Below are 21,127 nucleotides of genomic sequence, written 5' to 3'. Positions count from 1 at the left end.
AGCCGGAGTCGTGGCGGTCGTGGCGGTCCCGGAACGCGGGCCTCAGACCAGTTCCTCGACATCGATCCCGCGCCAGGCATCATTCCAGGCGTGGTAGCCGTAGCGGATCTCCGCGGCCCTGGCCCGGACCTGTTCCTCGACGGCGTTCTGCCGGCCGCCGTTGCGCAGCACCTGCGACACCAGCCCGGCGACCTCCGCGATCACCGGCCCGTCCATGCCGAGGGTGGTGACCGCCGCCGTGCCGAAGCGCAGTCCGCTGGGACGGCGGGGGCCGCCCGGATCGTTGGGGATCTGGTTGCCGTTGCTCAGGATGCCGGCCGACGCCAGCCACTGCGCCGCGACGTCGCCGGTCACACCGAGCGGCCGTACGTCGGCCAGGCAGGCATGGTTCTCGGTCCCGTCGGTGACCAGGTCGAAGCCCCACAGCATGAGGTTGTCGGCCAGGCAGCGGCTGTTCTCCACGACCTGTCCGGTGTAGACCCGGAACGACTCGGTCAGCGCCTCGCCGAGCGCCGCGGCGATGCCGGACAGGATCCGCACGTTCGTCCCGCCCTGACAGATGGGATAGACGGCCCGGTCGACCCGGTCGGCCAGTTCGGCGGTGCACAGGATGAGGCCGGCGCGCGGGCCGCGCAGGGTCTTGTAGGTGGCGGCGGTCATGATGTCGACGTGCCGGGCCGGGCTGGGAATGGCGCCACCGGCGATGAGGCCGGCCGACTGGGAGATGTCGGCGATGAGTACCGCGCCGACCTCGTCGGCGACGTCGCGCAGGGCGCCGAAGTCCCACAGCTGGGGATAGGAGGTGTCGCCGCAGAAGATGGCGCGCGGCCGCTCCCGCCGGGCGACGGCCCGGATCAGGTCGTAGTCGAGTCGCGCGGTGTCCGGCCGCAGGCCGTACGGGACCACCCGGAACATCCGCCCGATGAGGTGGAGCGGGCCACCGGTGGAGTAGTGGCCGCCGGCGGCGGTCTGCAGGCCGAGGACCGGGTCGCCGGGCTCGAGTACGGCCATCGCCGCGGCAAGGTTCGCCATGGTGCCCCGGTAGGGCTGGACGTTGGCGTGTTCGCTGCCGAAGAGGCGGCAGGCCCGGTCGACGGCGAGCCGCTCGATGGCGTCGGACACCGTCTGCCCCTGGTGGTATCGGCGGCCCGGGTATCCCTCGCAGTGCACGGACTCCAGCGCGGGATGCATCGCGGACCGCACGGCGGGGCTGAGGTAGTTCGCCGCCGCGATGAGATTGATGGTGGTGGACTGCCGGGTCAGCTCCTCTTCGAGCATCCGGGCGATGGTCGCGTCCGCGCCTCGCAGCGCCGAGACGTCGTCGACTCCTGACACAGGCTCACCCACTCAGCCACCGTCCCACTCGGCCACCGTCGGACTCAATGATGATCTTCATTGCGCATTAACCAATGTAACTCATGTAGACGGCCATGAAATGAGCCGATGGAGAAGCCGCCGACGACGAGATGGGGAGCGTCGGCCATCCATATCGGGCAAACCTGGTGACAGCCGACGGGATCGCTCCCACGCCGACCGGCGGCCGCATTAGCGCGGGCCCGGACGCGTCGAAGAATGCGGGCTGTCCGTCCAGACAAATCAGATCTCAGATGTGTGGAATCTTGACCGTTCAGCCGATTCCGGGATGGAACGCGGCCGGCCGGCGCTACGCCGTCGCCGGTTCGGCCGCGGTCACCCGACCGGTCGACCGCCAGAACATCCAGCCACACAGGAACGGCACGGTCAGGCCGTACGCGCCGAGGACCGAGCAGACGTGCGTCCGGTGGTCGTTGCCGTGCTGGAGGGCCTCCAGAAGCACCAGCGGCCGCGCCCCGGTCACCTCGGGCCACGGGCCGCGCGGCGGCAGCGTGACCTCCATCTCCTCCCGGCGTCGCAGCACGTCGCGCCACCGCTCACTCTGCCCGGCCCACACCGCGTGCAACTCGGCGAGCGTGAAGGACTCCTCCTCGACCACCGGCACCTCGGCCGCCTCGCCGGTGAGCCGCCGCAGGAGCCGCTGGTCCTCGGCGATGATGTGGGTGATCGTCGGGACGATGGCGCCGTACGTGCCCGGCGTCGAGAGAGCGAGCTGTTCGGGCGTCAACGTCTGGCAATGCTCGATGAGCGCCCGGGTGGCCCAGATGTGATGCTCGAAGAGGATCTCGAAGTCTCCCACCCGGCCATGCTATTCACGCCGCGACGGACGGGGCAAGCACGGCCCTCGATCCGACGGCGACCGAATCCGGCACTCCTCACCCACACCCGGTGCACAAATCCTGTTTCCGGCCGGAGACCCGGACGAGGAAACCGCCGGCAAACCCGGTTATCGGCAATGGAGCGTCCGTCGAAATGATTTCGACACGGCGGGCGGCGTCTTTCGTCTCATCGGGACACCGGCACCGGGCGCCCGGTGCCGTGGTCGATGACCGGCAGCGCCTCCCACCGCGCCAGGTCCGCGTCCGGGTCCACCGGTCCCCGACACAGGATGTAGCGGTCGGGCGCGACGACACCGGGCTCGCCCGGCAACGCCGCGACCACCCGGCGGTGCAGGTCCGGCAGCGGTTCGGGGCTCGCCGCCCCGTCGACGGCGACGTAGACCGCCAGGTCGACGACCTGCTCCGGCCCGGCCGCCGGTCGCCACGCGGCCGTCACCGCGGCGCCGGGCAGCAGGCCGGCGACCAGCCGCCGGACCGCCTCCGGCCGGGTCCAGCCGGCCCGGGTACGGACCCAGTCCGGGCCCCGTACGACCGGCGCGACCCCGCACAGCCTGGCCACGTCGGCGACCGACAACTCCTCGTGTACGGCGGCGCAGACGACCAGCTCCAGGCCACGCAGGAACCGCTCCCCGACCGGTGGGGGCAGGTAGCGCCCGTCGGCCAGCAGGACCAGCCCGCACCGGTCCGGCTCGGGCCGGTTGAAGCTCAGCATGAACTTCATGTCGTGCCGGGGCAGCGACTCGAACCGGCTGAAGGTGCTCGCGGCCCGCAGCCCGGCCAGCTCGGCCGGGTCCGGAACCGTGGCCGGCGGCGCCCAGTCGCGGTCGCGGCGCGCGTCGTTGAAGTACGCCGACAGGTCGAAGTGCAGGCCACGGGCGAGCCCCACCTCCGCCTGCCGCGCGACCAGGTCGTCGAGGTGGTACTGGCCGTTGCGGTAGCCACGTACGGCCGCCGGGAATGCCTGGCGGAAGGCCGCCGACAGCGCGACGTCCTGTCGTGGCAGCACGAACAGGCCGTCCTGCGCGGTGGGTGCCCGCAGGGCGCGCAGCCGGGCGTCGAAGCGGTTACCGGTGATCAACTGGAGCACGGCGGCGTCGTGGCCGGAGTAGGCGGCCAGCCACAGCGCGGTGACCGTCAGCAGCACCGTCGAGATGGAGGTGTGCGAGCGGGCGGCGAGGATCGGGGTCGCGACCGCGACCGCCGGGGACACCATGCGGTAGCGGTGGATCGGCGGCCCGTCGGCCGGCACCGGCGCGAAGTCGAACATGGTCGCGGGCGCGGCCTGCAACCGGTCCCCCCAGTGCCGGAGCGCGCCCGCGGCCAACTGCCGGCCGGCCTCCGACCGCTCGAACCCGAGCTGCTCCAGCGGCGACCAGGCGGAGTCGGGCTCGGTGGCCGGCGCGGGTTCGGCGCCGAGCAGCACCCGCAGGTCCTCGGCCAGGCTCTCCACCGCCCAGTTGTCGACCGCCACGTGCGAGGCGACCAGCACCACCGCCACCACCTGCTCCGCCGGGGACAGCACGGCGGCGAACCGGACCGGCCACGCCGTGGTCAGGTCGAAGCTGTCGGCGGTGAGCGTCCCGGCGATGTCGGCGGCGTGGGCGGCGGCGTCGGCGCCGGCCGGCAGCGGGTGGAAGGCGACCGCCATCTCACCGGTGCCGGCGATCCGCTGTTCGCCGTCGACGAAGTGCGTACGCAGCGACGAGTGCCGTTCGACGAGGGTGCGTACGCCGTCGAGGAACCGCTCGCCGGTCACCGGCCGGGCCAGCGCGAACGACCGGCTGAGGTTGAACGACGCGGTGGCGTCGCCGAACCACTGCAACGGCTTCCAGATGGCGTACTGGCCCCAGGTCAGCGGGGCGGTGACGGACTCACCGGCGTCGAACGTCAGGTGGCGGATCGGCATGGCGCGCATGAGGTCCCCGGTCGTCGCATCGGCGGGCGCCATCGATGATCTGGCGGGCCCTGGAGCGTACCGTCGCCCCGGACGGGGGTCAACGAGCCGCGGCCGCGACCGATCCGACGACGACGCACGACGTCCCACCGGTGCGGTATCGTCCGTCCGATAGCCACGCGTCGATCGGACCGGCCGCCGGCGTGGCGTCACGTTCCGCTGCGGCGACGTTCCGAAGATGTGACGTTCCGAAGGGGACGGTGTCGGCCACCGCCGCCGACCCGGGCCCGTCACCGCCGACGCCGGGCGACGGCCGCCGCACCCCGATCACGTTCTGGAGACGGAATTGCCCAACGACGCCCCAGCCCACCCCCGGCGGCGTGATCGGATCAGGGCGGCGGTCGCCCATGCCGGCGCGGTCGCCCGGCCCCGGTGGGAGATCGCGAAGCTGATCCCCACCGCCGGTTGGCCGCTCGCCGCCGCGCTCACCCTGTTCAACATCGTCTTCGGGCTGCTCCCGGTGGCGTTCGTCGTCGCGACGAGCGTGCTGCTCGGCCAGGTGCCCGCCGCGGTGACCGGCGGCGCCGACTCGCCGGCCTGGGCCGACATGATGCTCGCCTTCTGGGTCGCCGCCGCGGCCTTCGTCGGCCAGCAGGTGCTCGCCCCGCTGCAGACCGCCCTCGGCGAACTCGTCGCCCGACGGGTCGACGGCAGGGTGACCCGGATGCTGATGGCGGCCTCCCTGCGCAGCCCGACCGTCGCACCGTTGGAGGACCCCCGGCTGCTCAACGAACTCGGCGACGCCGGTCGCGAACTCGAACACGGCTTCACCAGCCCCGGCAAGGCGTGCGCCGGGCTGCTCGCGCTCGTCGCCCGGTACGTGCAGCTCACCGGCTACGTCGTACTGATCGGGTTGTTCTTCTCCTGGCCGATGGGCGTCGCGGTCGCCGCCGTGGTCATGTTCCTGCGCCACGGCCAGCGGGGCGGGCTGCGCAGGTACTCCCAGGTGGGCCGGATCATCGCGGCCGACCGCCGCCGCAGCGACTACCTGCGCGACATCGGCGCCGGCGCGCCGGGCGGCAAGGAGATCCGGGTCTTCGGGCTGGTCGACTGGCTGGCCGACCGCTACCGCGACGCGTACATGAAGTGGATCGTCCTGGTCTGGGCCGCCCGCCGGCGGGTCTTCCTCAAGCCGCACCTGTGGATGACCGGCGCGGCCCTGCTGGTCACCGCGACGCTGCTCGGGGCGGTCGGCGCGGAGGCGGCCGGAACGCTGCCGCTGACCAACCTGGTGCTGACCCTGCAGGCGGTCCTGGCCGCGCTGCGTCTCGGCGAGCAGTACCCGGAGTCCGACGTGCCGACCCAGTTCGGGATGAACGCCTACGACGCCGTACGGACCTTCGACGCCAGCGTCCGGGCGATGACCCCGGCGACCGGGACGGACGCCGGCACCGGGGTCGACAGGCCGGCCACCGCGATCCACTTCGACGACGTGGGATTCGGCTACCAGGGCGAGAACCGGACCGTCTTCGACGGGCTCGACCTGACCATCCCGGTCGGCCGGTCGACCGCCATCGTCGGCGTCAACGGCGCCGGCAAGACCACGCTCGTCAAGCTGCTCACCCGGTTGCAGGAGCCGACGAAGGGCAGCGTACGGGTCGACGGGGTGGACGTACGCGAGCTGCCGGTCGACGACTGGCGGCGGCACATCGCCGTCATCTTCCAGGACTACCTGCGACACGACCTGTCCGCGGCGGAGAACATCGGCTTCGGTGCGGTGGAGCACCTGGCGGACCGGGACGGGATCCGGGCGGCGGCCGGCGCGGCCGGCATCCTCGACACCCTCGACGGCCTGCCCCGCGGCCTGGACAGCCCGCTGGCCCGGCACCTCGAGGCAGGCGTCGACCTGTCCGGCGGCCAGTGGCAGCGGGTGGCGATCGCCCGGGCGCTGTTCGCGCTGCGCCACGGCGCGTCGATCCTCGTCCTCGACGAACCCACCGCCAACCTCGACGTACGGGCCGAGGCCCAGTTCTACGACGAGTTCGTCCGGCTGACCGAGGGAATGACGACGATCCTCGTGTCGCACCGGTTCTCCACCGTCCGGCACGCCGACAACATCGTCGTCCTGGAGCAGGGGCGGGTGGCCGAGCAGGGCTCGCACGACGAACTCGTCCGCCTCGGCGGCCGGTACGCCGAACTGTTCCGGCTCCAGGCGAGCCGGTTCACCGACGACGTGGAGGCGTCCTGATGCGCGACCTGTTCGCCACCGCCCGGCGGCTGCTGTCGATCTGCTGGCACCAGAACCGGCGCAAGACGATCGTCGCCGTGACGCTGATGATCGCCGGTGCGGTGGCCGCGCCGCTGACCGCGCTCGGTCTGCGCTGGTTGATCGACGCCGCCCTCGAGGGGCGGACGACGGGCGCGGTGCTCGCCGGGGTGACCGTCGCGGTGCTCGCCGTGGCCGCGCTGACCCTGGGCCACTTCGCCCACATCGCACACTTCGAACTGTCCGAACTGAACGTGGTCCACGTGGACCGGGAGATCATCAGGCTGGCCAACGGATCGCCCGGGCTGGCCCACCACGAGCGCGCCGACTACGCCGACAGGCTGACCGTGCTCCGCCGGGAGATGCAGCAGCTGCGCAGCAGCCTGGAGGCGCTGCTCGCGCTCGCCGGGCTGGCCGTGGCGATGCTGCTCACCGCGGTGCTGCTGGCGATGGTCAACCCGTTCCTGCTGCTGCTCCCGCTGGCCGCGGTCCCACCGTTGATCACCGGCCGGTTCGCCGAGCGGATGGTCGACCGGGCCAAGATCGAAACGGCGCAGGCAGACCGGGTGGCCCAGCGACTGTTCCAGATCACCACCGACGCCGGGCCGGCCAAGGAGCTGCGGGTCTTCCGGCTCCAGCGGGAGGTGCTGGCCCGCCACCGGGCACTGTGGGACGGCGTCACCCGCCGGCTGTGGCGCTCGCACCAGGCCGCGACCCTGGTGCGTACCGTCGGGCAGCTCTGCTTCGCCGCCGGATACGTGGTCTGCATCCTGCTCGTGGTCCGTGACGCCGCCGCCGGGCGGCGTACGGTCGGTGAGGTGGTGCTGTCGATCGCGCTGGCCGCACAGGTCAACCAGCAGGTGGCCGCGGCGGTGGCGCAGTTGCAGCAGTTCCAGCAGATCACCAACGCCTTCGTACGGCTGGACGAGGTGCGCGCACTGATCGACGCCGCCGAACCCGGGACCGCCCCCGACGCCGAGCCGCCCGGCCGGCTGCGGCAGGGCATCCGGCTGCGCGGGGTCGAGTTCGGCTACCCCGGCGCCGCCGCCCCGGTCCTGCGCGACGTCGACGTGACCCTGCCGGCCGGGACCTCGGTGGCCATCGTCGGCGAGAACGGGGCGGGCAAGAGCACCCTGGTCAAGCTGCTCTGCGGCTTCTACCAGCCGGTCCAGGGCGAGATCCTCGTCGACGGCGTCGAGCTGCGCCGGATCCCGCTCGACCGGTGGCGGTCCCGGATCGCGGCCGGCTTCCAGGACTTCGTCCGCTTCGAACTCCTGGCCCGCGAGGCCGTCGGGGTCGGCGACCTGCCCCGGATCACCTCCGGGCCGGCGGTGTCGGCCGCCCTCGAGCGGGCGCAGGCCACCGAGGTGGTGGACCGGCTCGAACACGGGCTGGAGACCCCGCTGGGCAAGACCCTCCCCCAGGGCACCGAACTCTCCGGCGGGCAGTGGCAGAAGCTCGCGCTCGGCCGGGCGCTGATGCGCGAGGAGCCGCTGCTGCTCGTCCTCGACGAGCCGACGTCGGCGCTGGACGCCGCCGCCGAACACGCGCTGTTCGAACGGTACGCCGCGCAGTCCCGCGAACTGGCGGACAAAACCGGGGCCATCACGGTCTTCGTCTCGCACCGGTTCTCCACCGTCCGGATGGCCGACCTGATCATCGTGGTCGCCGACGGGCGGATCGTCGAGTCCGGCGACCACACGACCCTGGTCCGGGCCGGCGGCCTCTACGCGGAACTGTACGAGCTGCAGGCCGAGGCCTACCGGTAGCGCCGGGCTCACCGTCCGTACCGGGCCGGGAGCCCGATCAGGTGGTGATGCCGGTACGCGTGGGGCTGGGCCGGACGCGGCGACGCTGACAGGATGAACCGTCCTATCTGGAACGTCGCCGCGCCGGAGCACGTTACGCGGGCGCCGTCCATCGCACCCCGGAAGAGGCGACCGAGTGAGAATCGACAAGCGGCTGCTCGCCGGCGTGGCCGCCGCGCTGGCTGTCCTGGTCGTGGCGGGCGTCGTGCTGGTCCGCTGGGCCGCCGACCGGACCACGGTCCACTCGATCGACGGCCTCAGTGTCGAGGCGCCGGCCGGCGTGGACGTGGCGCTGACCCGCGCCGAGCCCCCGACCGAGCTTCCCGGCCTGCCCAACATGGCGCCGGTCGGCGCCTTCACCGACGTCGAGGCCGGTGAGCTTCCCGAGGGCCGGCACGCCCGCCTCACCCTGTCGTACCCGGACACGCTGTCGGCCGAGGAGGTCGACGCCCTCTACGCGCTGCGTCACGACGGTGAGCGCTGGCACCCACTGCCGCCGGTCTCGGTCGACACGCAGGAGCGGACGGTGACGGTCGCGACCGACGTCTTCTCGACCTGGGGGCTGGGGACCTGGCGGTTCCGTGAACGGCTCGACGCCTTCGTCAACGAGGTCGCCAACCAGTTCAGCTCCGACGGCATCTTCAGCGCGATCGGCGGTCTCACGGCCACGCCGCCGACCGAACACTGTCCCGTGCTGCCGTTGACCCTGCTGGTCGAGACGAACGAGTTCGTCGACGACACGGTCGTCTGCACCAGGTTCCGGCGGGAGGACGAGACCCGACAGACGTACGACCTGTTCGTGAGCAACACGAAGGGCTTCCCGGTCGAGTTGACGTTGCCGGACGGGGTGACGTACGAGGAGGTGCGGCCCGCACCGTCGAACGCCTACTCGCGGATGATCCGGCTGGCCCGCATGCTGCACACCGGCAACCGTACGGTGGTGCTGCCCGGTGGCGGCATGCTGAAACTCCAGGTGGACGCCGCCAAACTGCCACACGTCGACCAGGGGCGGGCCGCGGTGCAGGGCCGCCTCGACGTGGTGACGCCGGTCCTCGAACTGGCGACCGCGGCACTGCAACTGGCGACGCCCCTCGAACCCGACGACGAGGTGGTGCGGACCATCGCCAAGGCCCAGCAGATGATGGACGTGGTCGGCTGCGTCGCCGACGCCGCCCAGCAGTTCGTCGAGAAGGGCGAGCGCACGCTGCAGGCGCTGGAGGGCTGGTTCATCGCCACCCTCGCCACCTGCTCGCCGGCCGTCGAGGCACTCGCCAAGGCGTTCGGGCAGGCGCTGACCGACTACGTCTACCGCAAGCTGCGCCCCGAGGCGTTTCCGGAGCTGCTGCAGAACGCGGGCCGGTTCGTGAACGTCTTCAACCGGGTGAAGGTGCTGTGGGAGAACGCCCACGTCGTCACCCAGGTGGCCGCGTTCATGCGGGAGGCGCTGACCAACGGCCCGGTCGGATACCGGCTGTCGCTGGCGCGGCAAGACCCGCCGCTGAACCTGCTGGACCGGGTGCTGCCGCCGCCCGGCACCGAGATGTACCTGGTCGAACCCGACCTGCAGGAGTTCTACGAGGTCGAGCGACGGTACGGGACCGCGGCGCGGTGGCCGGCGATCGGGTACGCCTGCCAGGACCAGCTGCCGGTGCGGTGGCAGGATTCGTACGTCGACCGCACCGACCGGCGGCAGCTCTATCTCCTGGCGAACCAGAGCCGCACCGACGGCCGCATGAACGACGTCAGTACCCGGGCCTACGTCGCCTACGTGCCGCCGGAACAGCGCGACACCGTGAAGAGCTTCTTCACCAATCTGCTCGGCGTCACCCGGTGCACCCACACCGAGGAGAACTCCAGGACCGACGCCACCGCGTTCGACGTCGGCGAGTGGCCGGCCCTGGCGGTCGGCTTCCACACCAGGTGGTCGCCGTACGCGAGCGAGCCGTCGGAGGGCTCGATGGTCGCGGCGTACGACGAACGCGGCTACGTGGTGGTGCTGGAGGCCCACCGGGGCTCGATCTTCACCGACTCGTACAACCAGCCCGACGTGAGCGACGACCACATGGCCGCCGCGCTCCGGGACGCCCTGGGCTACCTGGGGCACCGGGCCGACGCCATGCTCGGCACCAGGTTCGCGCCGACCTGACCGGGCCGGCTCAGACCACCGGCGGCTCGACCGGCGCCCCCGCCCCGGTGACGGCGGCCGGCCAGTGCAGGTCGACGCCGCGCCGATCCAACTCGGCCTGGAAGTCCTCGAGCAGCTTCGCGCTGTCCCGTACCCCGTGCGGCGAGGTCTGCCGGTCCAGGCAGTAGGCGGCGAGCGCGCCGGCCGCCTCACCGATCGACCACTCGGCCGGATGCACCCGGTAGCAGCCGTTGGTGATGTGCGTCGTCCCGATCGCCTTGCCGGCCGCCACCACGTTCGTGACCCGTCGGGGCAGCAGCGCCCCGAGCGGGATCTCGAACGGGTGCGCGGCCACGTCGAGATAGCCGTCGCCGCCGGTCGTCGGGTGCAGGTCGATCCGGTAGTGCCCGGTGCCGACCGAGTCGGGGTAGCGCACCGCCCCGGCGTCCCCGCGTACGGCGACGGACAGGTCCTGCTCGGTCGGCGTCGTCACCGCCTCGAGCCGGCGCGCCTCGCGGATGTACGGCGCCTGGGCGAAGCCGTCGGCGGTGCCGGTCACGTCGGGCCGCAACCGCAGCCCGGGGAAGCCGGTGCCGCCGTCCGGCCGGGGCGCCTCGGTCTGCATCCAGTACAGGAACGCCTGGCTGAACTCCTTCGCCCGCCGGACGTGCCGCGCCGCGTCCGGTACGTCGAACAGCGGCCCGTCGAGATAGTCGGTCATCGGCCAGTTGACGATCGTCACGTCGCTGGCCAGCAGACCGGGCCGGAACGCCTGCCGGTCCAGGATCCGCCGGTACGTCCACAGCTCCGGGGCGAGCAGCGCCTCCTCCATCGACGTGGTGGCCGTCGCCGACGGGTTCGGCACGAACCTGCCGGTGATCGGCTCGCCGGTCCGCGGATCCGGATAGGTCCAGCTGAAGAGCCGGTCGGGCCAGCCCGGCGCCGACATGTTCCGCCAGTGCGCGTAGTCCGCCGGCCGGTCCACGGTGTGGTCGCCGTCGACGTGTTCGAGCGCGAAGCAGACCGTGGCCGCCTGCATGTTCAGCGGCGCCGCCTCGCGTGGCGCGCTCGGCTCCCCGGTCTGCGCCTGCGCCTCGGTGCCGGTGCGGTGTTCGATGCCGGCCAGGGCCAGCAGCTCACCGGTCTCGCTCGCCTCCAGGACCAGTCGGGCGCCGATGTGGCGTACGGTGCCGTCGGCCAGCCGTACGGCGACGCCGGTGACCGTGTCCCGGTCGGTGTACGCCCGCTCTACCCGCGCCCGGGTGTGCACGGTCAACCGGCCCGACGCGCACCACGGGGCGATCATCGCCCGCAGCACGGCCAGCGCCGCACGCGGTTCGTGGCACAGCGGGCTCACCCACCCGTTGCCGGGGTTGAGCAGCCCGCCGGCGGCCGGCGAAGCCAGTGGATACCAGTCGCGGTAGTAGCCGCGTACCCCCTGCCGGAAGCGCCGGTAGGTGCGCGTCGAGCCGTGCGTCTCGATCCACCGGTGCTCGTCCGGCGGCACCGCCTGCGAGGTGAGCTGACCGCCGATCCACTCGTACGGTTCGACGACGACGACCCGGGCGCCGCCCTCGCACGCGGCGAGCGCGGCGGCGATCCCGCCCACTCCCCCGCCGACGACCAGGACGTCGGTGAACTCCTCGGCAGTCGTCGTACCCGTGCCCATCAGCCGCCCTCGCCTCGTCGTGCCGTCAGTGAGAAGTGGTACCGGTCGCCGCGGTAGTAGGAGACGGCGCGTTCGATCGCCCTGCCGCGCCCGTCGAAGCCGATGCGGCGTACCTCGAGCAGGGCCGCCGTCGCCGGGATCTCCAGCAGGTCGCACTGCCGCCGCGTCGGTACGACGGCGGCGATCATCTGCTGGGCGACGGTGACCTGGACGCTGTAGCGGTCCTTCAGGGTCTCGTAGAGCCCGCCGCCGAGGTCCTCGACCAGCAGCCCCGGGAACAGGTCGGCGGGCAGGTGCACCTCTTCCAGGCACATCGGCGCGCCGTCGGCCAGCCGCAGCCGCTCGATCCGGTAGAGCAGCGACCCCTCGGGCAGGCCGAGTTCGGTGGCCACGGCGTCGCGGGCGACGACCGCGTCGGCGTCGATCATCTTGCTGCTCGGGGTCAGGCCGCGGGCCCGCATGTCCTCGCTGAAGCCGCTGAGGCTGGTGTCCTTGGCGATGCGGGTGTCGGAGACGAACGTGCCCTGGCCCCGGATGGTGTAGATCAGGCCGGTGTCGAGCAGTTCCCGCAGCGCCTGGCGCAGGGTGGTCCGGCTCACGCCGAGTTCCTCGGCGAGGTCCCGTTCGCGGGGCAGCGCCGCGTGCGGCGCCAGGGCCGAGACGCGGTGTCGCAGTTCGGCCCGAACATGGCTCAGTTTGGTGGTCATCACGGCTCCGCTGTGGGGTGTGGGCAGGCCTGCGCGAACCAGCGCGTGGTGCGGACCGGGTCGGAGATGGCGGTGCCGACGACGACGGCCCACGCGCCCTCGGCGAACGCCGCCGATACCTGGGCACGGGTACGGTACCGCCCCTCCGCGATCACCGGAACGGGACAGTGCCGGGCCAGGGCGCCGACCAGGGCGATGTCCGGCCACTCCGGGACGGGGCCGGCGGTGTAGCCGGACAGCGTCGTGCCGACCAGGTCGGCTCCGGCGTCCACGGCGGCCAGCGCGGCGTCGAGACTGTCCACGTCGGCCATGAACAGTGCGCCGCCGGCGTGCGCGGCGCCGACGAGGTCGACGAGCTTCTCCCCACCGGGCCGGGGGCGGGCGGTGCCGTCCGCCGCGACGATCTGCGCGCCGGCCCGGGTCAGCGCGGTCACGTCCGCCGCGGTCGGCGTGATGTAGACGGCGCTGCCGGGCGTGCTGCGCTTGACCAGGCCGATGACCGGCACGCCGAGGTCGGCCATGCCGCGTACGTGCGCGATCCCCTGTCCGCGCAGGCCGGCGGCGCCGCCGAGCACGGCCGCGGACGCCATCGCCATCATGTGCGCGGTGTCCACGAACGGGCTGTCGCTGTCCTGGGCCTGGCACGAGACGACCAGCCGTCCACGGATGGCATCGGCCACCTTCATCGCGGTTCAACCTCTTCTACGATGTCGACCTTCTCGAGGTCGACGTGGACGGTGAGTGCGGCGAGCGGGGCCGGTACGGCCGACCCGTCGGACAGGGCCAGGGCGCCGGCGAGCGGGTCGCCGGCGGCCGGTACCGGCCGGGCCTGCGGCAGGCCGGCCCGCAGCGCGGCGGTGAACGGCGCGATCAGCAGGTTGCCGGCGCCGAAGAGGCCGCCGGTGCCGGCGACCGGCACCTCGGGACCGACCGGCCCGCTGCGGCGTACGGCGGCGGTCACCGACTCGGCGAGCAGCCGGCCGGCGCGCTCCCAGATCCGCCGGGCGCCGGGGTGGCCGGCGCGGGCCAGTTCGGCGACGGTGGTGGCGAAGCCGGCGACCACCTCCGGGGTCGGTGGCTGGTCGCGCCAGTGGGCCGGCAGCGTCTCGACCGGTCCGAAGGTCGCGGTGACCGCCTCGAGCAGCGGTCCCGGCCGGCCGCGGTCGTGGTCGCGCAGTGCCAGCCGGATCGCGGCCCGGCCGATCCAGTGCCCCGAGCCGCGGTCGCCGAGGTCGGCGCCCCAGCCGTCGGCGCGGGCGACGGTGGCGCCGACGGCGAGCACGACCACCCCGGTACCGGCGGCGACGACCACGCCGGGGACCGGACCGAGCGCCCCGAGGTACGCGGTCACGCTGTCGTCGGCGACCCGCAGCGTGCCGCGCCGGCCCAGGTCGCGCAGTCCGGATCGGATCGGGTCCACCCGCGGCGGCTGTCCGTTGAGGCCGGTCATCCCGACCCCGACCGCCAGCGGTACGTCAGCGACCGGGCCGAGGTCGGCCAGCGCGTCACGTACCGCCGTCACGACGCGGGCGTCGGGGTCGGCACCCCAGAAGCCGCCGGTGTCGGCGTGGCCGGTCCGGGCGCCGTACCGGGCGACGGCGCGGCAGCCGCCCTGGCCGAGGTCGACCCCGACCCGTACGACGTCGGGCCGGGCCGGTGCGGGGCCGCCCGCCCCGGTGGCGTCCACTACCGCACCGCCTTGTCGAGAGCGACGTCGCCGGACAGGCTCACCTCGGCGTAGTGGCAGGCGACCTCGCGGCCGGCCACCGTCCGCAGCTCCGGCTCGACCTCGGCGCAGCGTGGCTGGGCGAGCCGGCACCGGGTCCGGAACCGGCAGCCCGACGGCGGGGAGGCGGGTGAGGGCACCTCGCCGGTGAGCACGATCCGTTCGCGGGGCGGCGCCGCCCACGGCCGGGGCACCGGGGCCGCCGAGATCAGCGCCTGGGTGTACGGGTGGGCGGGCCGGTCGTACACCACCGCCGCGGGTCCGGTCTCGACGATCCGGCCCAGGTACATCACGGCCAGGTCGTCGCTGATGTGCCGCACCACGGACAGGTCGTGGGCGATGAACAGGTAGCCCAGGCCGAGGTCCTCGCGCAGGTCGGCGAGCAGGTTCAGGGTCTGCGCCTGCACCGACACGTCCAGGGCGCTGACCGGCTCGTCGCAGACGACGATCCGTGGCGACAGGGCGAGGGCGCGGGCGATGCCGACCCGCTGGCGCTGCCCGCCGGAGAGTTGGTGCGGATAGCGGTCGGCGACCTCGGCGGCCAGGCCGACACGGGCCAGCAGGTCGGCGGTCCGGTCCGCCCACTCGTGGCGCGGCACGAGGCCGCGGTGCACCCGCCAGCCCTCGGTGACGATGAACGACACCTTCTTGCGCGGGTTCAGCGACGAGTACGGGTCCTGGTAGACCATCTGGATCTCGGCGGTCAGCCGGCGCCGCCGGGCCGCGTCGGCGTCGTCGACGCGCTGGCCGTCGTACCAGATCTCGCCGCCGGCCGGGCGACGCAGGCCGACGATGGTGCGGGCCAGGGTCGACTTGCCGCACCCGGACTCGCCGACGAGGCCGAGGGTGCGGCCGGCGGTCACGGTGAGGCTGAGCCGGTCGACGGCGTTGATGTCCGGCCCCCGGTTCAGCAGGCCGCCGCCGGCGGGATAGGTGACCCGCAGCTGCCTGACCTCAAGCCGCGCCCTTGACGGTGTCGACACCGGTCATCACCTCCTGCGCGTAGTGGCAAGCCGCCTGGTGGCCGGCGGCGACGATCCGCAGCGTCGGCCGGTCGGTACGGCAGTTCGCCCGGGCGACGGGACAGCGGGGATGGAACGGGCAGCCGGTCGGCGGGTGCAGCGGTGACGGCGGCATCCCCTCGATGGGGGTCAGCCGGCTGCCGGGCCGGTCCGGCGCGGGAACCGAGTTCATCAGCCCCCGGGTGTACGGGTGGGCCGGGGCGTCGTACACCTGCCGCAGCGGGCCGGATTCCACGACGGTGCCGGCGTACATGATCGCGACCCGGTCGGCGACGTCGGCGACCACGCCGAGGTCGTGGGTGATCAGGATCATCGCCATGCCGTCGGCCTCGCGCAGTTCCCGCAGCAGGTCCATGATCTGCGCCTGGACGGTCACGTCCAGGGCGGTGGTCGGCTCGTCGGCGATGAGCAGCCTGGGCCGCAGCGCGAGCGCCATGGCGATCACGACCCGTTGCCGCATGCCGCCGGAGAACTGGTGCGGATAGTCGTGCGCGCGTTTCGCGGCGTTGGGGATGCCGACCCGGTCCAGGCCGGCGACGGCCCGTTGCCACGCCTCCCGGCGGGAGAGGCGCTGCCGGACCCGGAACAGTTCGGCGATCTGCTGGCCGACCCGGACCACCGGGTTCAGCGCGGTCAGCGAGTCCTGGAAGACCATGGCGATCTCGGTGGCGGACAGTTCCCGGGTACGGCGTACCGGCTTGGCGGAGATCTCCTCGCCGGCGTACCGGACGGTGCCGCGTTCGACGCGGGCGCTGTGCCGGGGCAGCAACGCCATGACGGCGCGTACGGTGACCGACTTGCCGGACCCGGACTCCCCGAGGATCGCCAGTGTCTCGCCCGCGTCGACGTGGAACGAGACGCCGTTGAGCGCCCGGTAGGTGCCCAGCGGGCCGTCGAACGAGACGACGAGGTCGTCGACGGCCAGCAGTGGCTGGCGGGCGGGTGGTGGTGCGACCATCGGGTCCTCCGGGTCCGGAATCGGCGGGACGTGACGCGGGTGCCGGCTCAGCGCACCGAGACGCCGGCGAAGTCGGGCAGGTCGTTCGGGGTCGGGGTGAACCCTTCGACGCCCTTGCGCAGTACGACGTTGCCGCTGAGGTCGAGCGGGAAGATGCCGACCGCGTCGTCCCAGACGATCTTGCCGGCCTGGGCGTACAGGTCGGCCCGCTTGTCCTGGTCGATCTCGGCGCGGGCGGCCAGCAGGATCCGGTCGAGTTCGGGGTTGGCGTAGCCGTTGCGGTTGGCGGTCGACAGGTAGAGCCGGGCCAGGGTGAAGTCGGCGTCGCCGGTGATCGTGCTGCCGGTGGTCATCGTGCTGTCCCAGTCGAGCTTGAGCAGCTTGTCCAGCCAGGTGGCCCGTTCCAGTTCCTCGGGCTTGACGACGATGCCGACCTTGGCCCAGTCGCTGATCATCGCGTCGGCGAACGAGTTGCCGTTGGTGCAGCAGCCGGCGCTCCACATCATCGAGGTGCTGAACCCGTTCGGGTAGCCGGCCTCGGTGAGCAGCTGCTTGGCCCTGGCCGGGTCGTAGGCGTACGGGTTCTGCCCGGCGGCGCCGAAGATGGCGTCGGGCAGCGGTCCGGTGGCGGGGGTGCCGGCCTGGTCGAACAGCGAGCTGCTGATCTTGCCGAAGTCGACGGCGTGCCACATCGCCTGCCGGACCCGGGCGTCGGTGAACGGCTCACGGGAGCTGTTGAACCAGATGTAGTAGTTGGCGTAGGTGGGGAACGACTCGACGGTCAGCGCGTCGTTGCCGCGCAGGCCGGTCAACTGGTCCGGCGGCAGCCCCCAGGTCACGTCGATCTCGTTGTTCGAAAGGGCGGTCACCCGGCCGGAGACCTCGGGGATGTAGCGGTACGAGATGGTTTCGAGCTTCGGCTGCTCGCCCCGGTAGTTGTCGTTGCGGGCCAGTTCGACGCTCTGCCCGGCGGTGAACGACGAGACCTTGAACGGTCCGGTGCCGTACGGGGCGTTGAAGAACGCGCTGTCGGCGAGCTTGGCGGCCGGGGCGATCCAGAGCAGGGTGAGGTTGCTCAGCACAGTGCCCAGCGCGCTGCTGGTGTGGATCGTCAGGGTGTGCTCGTCGGGGGTGCCGATCTCGTCGACGGTGGCCCACAGGCCGGCCAGCGGGCCCTTGCCGTCGATCAGCGCCTGGAGCGACGCCTTGGCGTCGGCGCTGGTCATCGGGGTGCCGTCGGCGAACGTGACGTCCTTGCGCAGCACGAACTGCCAGGTCAGCGGGTCGGGGTTGGTCCAGCTCTCGGCGAGCTTCGGGGCGATCTCGCCGTTCTCGCGCACGACCAGGGTCTCGAAGACCTCCTGGACGACGGTGAGGGTGGGCTGGTCGGCGGAGTTCGCCGCGAACGGGTTCAGCGACACCACCGGCGTCGGGTTCGCCACCCGCAGTGTGGTGGCGCCGGTGCTGTCACCGGTCGAGCTGTCGGATTCGAAGGAGCAGGCGGTCAGTCCGAGTACGCCGGCGAGAGCCAACGCACCGAGGCGGGCGGTCAGAGATCTCATGTCATCTCACTTCACTGACGGTTACCGGGTGGCGAGGTTCGGATCGGAGCGGTCCCGCAGTTCGTCGCCGAGCACGCCGACGCAGACGACGAAGACGGCCAGGACGAGTCCGGGGATGGTGGCGATCCACCAGGCGCTGGCCAGGTAGTCGCGGCCGTTGGCGATGGTGGTGCCCCAGCTCGGCGTGCCGGGCGGGATGCCCAGCGACAGGAAGCTCAGCGACGCCTCGGCGACGATGACGAATCCGAGTTGGACGGTGGCGATGACCAGCAGTGGGCTGACGACCGCCGGCAGCACGCAGTGCCGTACGACGTGCCACGCGCCGGCACCGAGGGTGCGTGCCGCGTTGGCGAAATCCCTGGACCTGGTCGCCAGGGTCTGTGCCCGGGCGACCCGGGCGAAGATCGGCCAGGTGGTGATGGACAGGGTCAGTACGACGTTCGTGACGCTGGAGCCGAGGACGGCCGCGACGAAGACGGCGAGCAGGATCGACGGGAAGGCGAGCTGGATGTCGGCCAGCCGCATGAGGATCGCGTCGACGATCCCGCCGAGATAGCCGCAGATGATGCCGATCGCGGCGCCGACGAGGCCGGCCAGCAGCAGGGTCGCCGCGCCGACCAGGATCGAGACCCGGGCGCCCTGCATGATCTGGGGCAGCAGGTCGCGGCCGACCTGGTCGGTGCCGAGCAGGGCCAGGCTGCCGTCGGAGAGCCGGCTGCCCGGTGGCAGCAGCCGGTCGGTGACGGAGGTGGCGATGGGGTCGTACCGGGCGAGGATCGGCCCGATCACGCCCGCCACCACGTAGGCCGCGATCACCCCGAGCGGGATCCACAGGCGCAGCCGGCGACGGCGCCGGCGCGGGGTGCCGACCGGCTGCCCGCCGTCGTCGGGCTTCTCGACCTCGACGGGTTGGCCCGGTGCCCCGAGCGCCACGGACGCGGATGCGGGATCGGTCATGTCGGCCACCTCCTCAGACGCTCTCGCGTACGCGCGGGTCCAGCCGCACGTACAGCAGGTCGACGACCAGGTTGATGACGATGAAGATGGCGGCGACGGTGATCACGCACGCCTGCACGACCGAGTAGTCGCGGGCGGCGATGGCGTCGGTCATCAGCCGGCCGACGCCGGGCCAGGCGAAGACCGTCTCGACGATCACCGCGCCGCCCAGCAGGCTGCCGAACTCCAGGCCGGCCACGGTGACGACCGGGATCAGCATGTTGCGCATCGCGTGCCAGCCGACGACCCGGGTCTCCGACAGCCCCTTGGCGCGGGCGGTGACGACGTAGTCCTCGTGCAGCACGTCGAGCAGACCCGAGCGGACCAGCCGCAGGACGACGCTGAGCAGCGGCAGCGCCAACGTGACCGCGGGCATGACCATCGCCGCCGGTGATCCCGCACCGGAGCTGGGCAGCAGGTGCAGGAACCGGGAGAAGATCAGGATCAGCATGATGCCGACCCAGAACGACGGCAGCGACTGGGTCAGCATCGACAGCACCGACACCACCCGGTCGAAGAACCCGTTCGGGCGGATCGCGGCCAGCGTGCCCAGCGCGAACCCGACGACGATGGCGATGGCGAAGGCGGTCGCCGCCAGCGCGGCCGTCGCCGTCAGGTGGGTGAGGACCAGGCTCGTCGCGGCGTCGTTGAGCCGGAACGACTCGCCGAAGTCGAAGGTCGCGGCCCGCTGGAGGAAGCGGACGTACTGCACCACCGGTGAGGCGTCCAGGCCGTACTCGCGGCGCAGCGCCTCGACGGCCGCGGGGTCCGCGTCGGGTCCGAGCTGGTTGATCGCCGGGTCGCCGTCGACCTCGCGCATCGCGAAGAACACGATCGTCGCCGCGCCGAACAGGACCAGCGCCGAGATCGCGAGGCGACGGATCGCAAACCGCAGCATCGCCGGTTCCTCAGCGCCCGGACGGCGACGCCGCCGGACCGTCGGCCAGGGCCGCCTCGATGTCCTCGACGACGGCGACCGCGGCCCGGCCCTCCGCGCCGCTGACCGGGGTGGGTCCGCCGGTCAGGGCCGCGTCGACGAAGGCTTCCAGTTCGGTACGCAGGTTATAGCCGCCGCCACCCTCGCGGCTCGGCCAGAAGTAGGTGTCCTGGAAACTCGCCACCCCGTCGCGGCGGGCGTACATGAGGTCGTTGTGCGAGAGGTTCATCTCGAGGATGCCGTGCTCGCCGACGATCCGCAGGCCGGCGTCGGCGCGCGACGGCCGGGAGTGCGGCAGCGTCCAGTTGTTCTCCATCGTGCCGATCGCTCCGTCGTCGAAGCGGATCGTCGCGTGCACGACGTCGTGGCTGGGCGACAGCACCTTGCGACCGACGGCACCGGTGACCTCGACGTCCCGGCCGGTCACGAAGCGGACCAGGTCCGCGTCGTGGATGCCGAGGAACCAGGCGACCGAGGTGCGGTCCCAGATTCCCTGGCCGACGGCCTGCGAGGTGCAGCGCCAGACCTTGACGTGCCAGATGTCGCCGAGTTCGCCGGACCGCACGATCTCGCGCAGCCGGATCACGCGCGGGTCGAAGCGCAGCACGTGGCCGATCATCAGCGCGTCCGGGTCGGGGCAACCGGCGATGATCCGGTCGCAGCTCGCCGTGGACAGCGCCATCGGCTTCTCCAGCAGCACCCGCCTGCCGGCCGCGAGGGCGGCGAGGGTCGCGTCCTCGTGCAGGTGGTCGGGGGTGCAGATGCTGACCGCGTCGACGTCGTCGAGCAGGTCGCCGAGGTTCGCGACGGCGCGGACCCCGAGGTTGCTCTGCGCCCAGTCGCGGTTACGCGGCGACACGTCGGCGACGGCGACCAGTTCCGCCTGCCGTACGTCGCGCAGCGCGCGGGCATGCAGCTGTCCCTGGACCCCGATTCCGACGACACCGATCCTGAGGCGGTCCACGCCAGACCTCCAACTGTTGCAAACCAGATGAAAGCTAGGTGTGTACCTAGCTGGGATAGTTCTACACCTACTCGGAGTGGGGGGCAAGGGTCCGGGCCCCACAAACTCGGCGGTGACCTGCGGATTCGTCGCCGGCCGTCGATGTCCCGGGCGGCGGCGCCCGCCCGTCCGCCACCGCATCGCACGACCACGCAGATACCGAAATGGCAGGCATCCGACCGCCGGTATCTCCCGGGTCCGCCCGCCCCTCTCCTTTGCGTATCCGGACGGACCGCCGCGG

Annotated in this window: 16 protein-coding genes; 3 read left to right on the top strand and 13 right to left on the bottom strand. The window is 72.4% G+C overall.

What is annotated here, in order from left to right; genetic code table 11:
- Positions 1-42: 42 nt before the first annotated feature.
- The 3 genes from Prubr_RS25755 to Prubr_RS25745 all read right to left on the bottom strand — a co-directional run bounded on the left by Prubr_RS25755 (position 43) and on the right by Prubr_RS25745 (position 4,119).
- The gene (locus Prubr_RS25755) at positions 43-1,347 is read right to left on the bottom strand and encodes a serine hydroxymethyltransferase (protein WP_212817509.1); all 1,305 of its coding nucleotides are present in this window, start codon (positions 1,345-1,347) and stop codon (positions 43-45) included.
- 316 nt (positions 1,348-1,663) lie between these two features.
- Positions 1,664-2,173 carry a DinB family protein gene (locus Prubr_RS25750; protein WP_212817508.1) on the bottom strand — a complete coding sequence of 170 codons (510 nt, stop codon included), beginning with the start codon at positions 2,171-2,173 and terminating at the stop codon, positions 1,664-1,666.
- Positions 2,174-2,379: 206 nt separating this feature from the next.
- Positions 2,380-4,119 carry a condensation domain-containing protein gene (locus tag Prubr_RS25745; RefSeq protein WP_212817507.1) on the bottom strand — a complete coding sequence of 580 codons (1,740 nt, stop codon included), beginning with the start codon at positions 4,117-4,119 and terminating at the stop codon, positions 2,380-2,382.
- A 334-nt stretch (positions 4,120-4,453) separates the two neighbouring features.
- Here Prubr_RS25745 and Prubr_RS25740 point away from each other — a divergent pair, with 334 nt between their 5' ends.
- From Prubr_RS25740 to Prubr_RS25730, 3 genes are all read left to right on the top strand, one after another.
- Positions 4,454-6,355: an ABC transporter ATP-binding protein gene (locus tag Prubr_RS25740; RefSeq protein WP_246567639.1), complete on the top strand. Its 1,902-nt coding sequence runs from the start codon at positions 4,454-4,456 to the stop codon at positions 6,353-6,355.
- Positions 6,355-8,142: an ABC transporter ATP-binding protein gene (locus Prubr_RS25735; RefSeq protein WP_212817506.1), complete on the top strand. Its 1,788-nt coding sequence runs from the start codon at positions 6,355-6,357 to the stop codon at positions 8,140-8,142. The genes Prubr_RS25740 and Prubr_RS25735 overlap by 1 nt, the downstream gene beginning before the upstream one ends.
- Before the next feature lie 175 nt (positions 8,143-8,317).
- Entirely contained in the window at positions 8,318-10,327 is a 2,010-nt protein-coding gene (locus Prubr_RS25730) for a hypothetical protein (protein WP_212817505.1), read from the top strand.
- Positions 10,328-10,337: 10 nt separating this feature from the next.
- Here the strand turns inward: Prubr_RS25730 and Prubr_RS25725 are convergent, their stop codons facing one another.
- The 10 genes from Prubr_RS25725 to Prubr_RS25680 are packed head-to-tail and all read right to left on the bottom strand — an operon-like array spanning position 10,338 to position 20,847.
- On the bottom strand, positions 10,338-11,975 hold the full coding sequence (locus Prubr_RS25725; protein ID WP_212817504.1) for an FAD-dependent oxidoreductase: 1,638 nt from the start codon (positions 11,973-11,975) through the stop codon (positions 10,338-10,340).
- Positions 11,975-12,682 carry a GntR family transcriptional regulator gene (locus Prubr_RS25720; RefSeq protein WP_212817503.1) on the bottom strand — a complete coding sequence of 236 codons (708 nt, stop codon included), beginning with the start codon at positions 12,680-12,682 and terminating at the stop codon, positions 11,975-11,977. Before Prubr_RS25720 ends, Prubr_RS25725 begins: the two co-directional genes overlap by 1 nt.
- Positions 12,682-13,368 (bottom strand): N-acetylmannosamine-6-phosphate 2-epimerase, encoded by a 687-nt coding sequence (locus Prubr_RS25715; protein WP_212817502.1) that lies wholly within the window; start codon positions 13,366-13,368, stop codon positions 12,682-12,684. Before Prubr_RS25715 ends, Prubr_RS25720 begins: the two co-directional genes overlap by 1 nt.
- Complete coding sequence (locus tag Prubr_RS25710; protein WP_212817501.1) at positions 13,365-14,369, bottom strand: N-acetylglucosamine kinase; 1,005 nt, start codon at positions 14,367-14,369, stop codon at positions 13,365-13,367. Before Prubr_RS25710 ends, Prubr_RS25715 begins: the two co-directional genes overlap by 4 nt.
- Positions 14,369-15,391 (bottom strand): ABC transporter ATP-binding protein, encoded by a 1,023-nt coding sequence (locus Prubr_RS25705; protein ID WP_212817500.1) that lies wholly within the window; start codon positions 15,389-15,391, stop codon positions 14,369-14,371. Before Prubr_RS25705 ends, Prubr_RS25710 begins: the two co-directional genes overlap by 1 nt.
- A complete protein-coding gene (locus tag Prubr_RS25700) occupies positions 15,363-16,388 on the bottom strand; it encodes an ABC transporter ATP-binding protein (protein WP_212817499.1) in 1,026 nt (341 codons plus the stop codon). Before Prubr_RS25700 ends, Prubr_RS25705 begins: the two co-directional genes overlap by 29 nt.
- Positions 16,389-16,435: 47 nt before the next feature.
- On the bottom strand, positions 16,436-17,950 hold the full coding sequence (locus tag Prubr_RS25695; protein WP_212817498.1) for an ABC transporter substrate-binding protein: 1,515 nt from the start codon (positions 17,948-17,950) through the stop codon (positions 16,436-16,438).
- A gap of 21 nt (positions 17,951-17,971) precedes the next feature.
- Positions 17,972-18,907 (bottom strand): ABC transporter permease, encoded by a 936-nt coding sequence (locus Prubr_RS25690; RefSeq protein ID WP_212817497.1) that lies wholly within the window; start codon positions 18,905-18,907, stop codon positions 17,972-17,974.
- Between the two features lie 13 nt (positions 18,908-18,920).
- Positions 18,921-19,844 (bottom strand): ABC transporter permease, encoded by a 924-nt coding sequence (locus Prubr_RS25685; RefSeq protein ID WP_212817496.1) that lies wholly within the window; start codon positions 19,842-19,844, stop codon positions 18,921-18,923.
- A gap of 10 nt (positions 19,845-19,854) precedes the next feature.
- Positions 19,855-20,847 (bottom strand): Gfo/Idh/MocA family protein, encoded by a 993-nt coding sequence (locus Prubr_RS25680; protein WP_212817495.1) that lies wholly within the window; start codon positions 20,845-20,847, stop codon positions 19,855-19,857.
- Positions 20,848-21,127 lie beyond the last annotated feature (280 nt).

It is taken from the genome of Polymorphospora rubra (assembly GCF_018324255.1).
Classification (GTDB): Bacteria; Actinomycetota; Actinomycetes; order Mycobacteriales; family Micromonosporaceae; genus Polymorphospora; species Polymorphospora rubra.
The sequence above is the reverse complement of the archived record's forward strand: the minus strand, read 5'-3'. Positions and strand labels throughout refer to the sequence as shown.